This window comes from Arthrobacter sp. HMWF013, assembly GCF_003061105.1.
Taxonomy (GTDB): domain Bacteria; phylum Actinomycetota; class Actinomycetes; order Actinomycetales; family Micrococcaceae; genus Arthrobacter.
Genome location: NZ_QAIQ01000609.1, coordinates 1 through 1,802 on the forward strand (window position 1 = coordinate 1; position 1,802 = coordinate 1,802).

At 67.1% G+C, this 1,802-nt stretch carries 1 protein-coding gene; it reads left to right on the plus strand.

All coding sequences use genetic code 11. From position 1 onward, the window contains the following. Window positions 1-1,745, plus strand: a 1,745-nt coding sequence (locus tag DBR22_RS20435) for a rhamnogalacturonan lyase (RefSeq protein WP_108600499.1), incomplete at its 5' end; no start/stop codon positions are given. Between the last annotated feature and the right edge of the window lie 57 nt (window positions 1,746-1,802).

Consider the following 1,802-nt stretch of genomic DNA (forward strand, 5'->3'; position numbering starts at 1 on the left):
GCCTGGACAAGGACAGCATCGGGTTCCATGTGATCCGCGACGGCGTCCAGCTCACCGTGGACCCCATCCGGAACAGCACCACGTATGTGGATCCGGCCGGGACCGCCACCTCGAAGTACGTCATCCAGACGGTGGGCAACGGTGAGGGCCAGGACCGGCTCAGCGAAGAGTTCATCCCGCTGGCGCAGAACTATCTGGCGATCAAGCTGGACAAGCCGGCCGACGGCGTCACCCCCGCCGGGCAGGCCTACACCTACACCGCCAACGACTCCACCGTGGCGGACCTGGACGGCGACGGCAAGTACGAGATCATCCAGCTCTGGAACCCGTCCAACGCCAAGGACAACTCCCAGTCCGGCTACACGGGCAACGTGTATGTGGACGCCTACAGGATGGACGGCACCAAGCTGTGGCGCATCGACCTGGGCCGAAACATCCGCGCCGGTGCCCACTACACGCAGCTGCTGGCCTACGACTTCGACGGCGACGGCAAGGCCGAGCTCTCCCTGAAGACCGCAGACGGCACCACGGACGCCGCCGGCACCGTGATCGGCGACGCCGCGGCGGACTTCCGCAACAGCGCCGGGTACGTGCTCTCCGGGCCCGAATTCCTGACCGTATTCAGGGGCGAGACCGGCACCATCATGGACACCGTGGCCTACGAGCCGGCCCGCGGCGCGGTCTCCGCCTGGGGCGACGGCTACGGCAACCGGGTGGACCGCTTCCTGGCCGGCGTGGCGTACCTCGACGGCGAGCGCCCGTCCATGATGTTCAGCCGCGGCTACTACACGCGCACCGTCCTGGTCACCTATGACCTTGTGAACGGCAAGCTGGTGAAGCGCTGGATCTTCGATTCGGACGTGGCCGGCGCCGAATACAAGGGCCAGGGTAACCACAACCTGTCCGTGGCTGACGTGGACCAGGACGGCAAGGACGAGTTCGTCTTCGGGTCCATGACCATCGACGACGACGGCAAACCCCTCTACAACACCAAACTGGGCCACGGCGATGCCATCCACACCAGCGACCTGGATCCGTCCCGTCCCGGACTGGAGACCTTCGCCGTCCACGAGAGCATGAGCCAGAGCGGCCAACGCGGCGCCACATTCCGCGATTCCGCCACCGGCGAGGTGCTCTGGAGCATCCCTGCCATCAAGGACACGGGCCGCGGCGCTGCCGGCGACATCGATCCCCGGTACGCCGGGGCCGAGGGCTGGGCCGTGGGCGGCGACGCCTCCTGGAACTCCCCGCGGGGCCAGCTGATGTCCGCCAAGGGCGAGCTGATCGCCGAGAAGATCCCGGCCGCAAACTTCCTGGCCTGGTGGGACGGCGACCTGCTCCGCGAGATCGTTGACCACGACTTCGACGCGGTGGCCGGCGTCGGCGTGCCCACCATCTCCAAGTGGAACTGGGAAACCGAAACCAGCGATCGGCTCCTGACCGCCACGGGCGCCCGGAGCAACAACCACACCAAGGGCAACCCGTCCCTGCAGGCGGACCTGCTGGGTGACTGGCGCGAGGAACTGGCCTTCCCGTCGTCGGACAGCACTGAACTCCGGATCTACACCACCACGGCACCCACCGAGGTCCGGCTCCGCACCCTGATGCACGATCCGATGTACCGGACGGGAGTGGCCCGCGAAAACGTGGCGTACAACCAGCCCCCGCACCCGAGCTTCTTCATCGGCGAAGGCATGGAAACCCCGGCCATGCCTGCAGTCACCTACACCGGCGCCGCCGAGTAAGCACCAGGCCCGCCAACACGAACGGTCCTGCCCTGCACGAATTGTGCGGGACAGGAC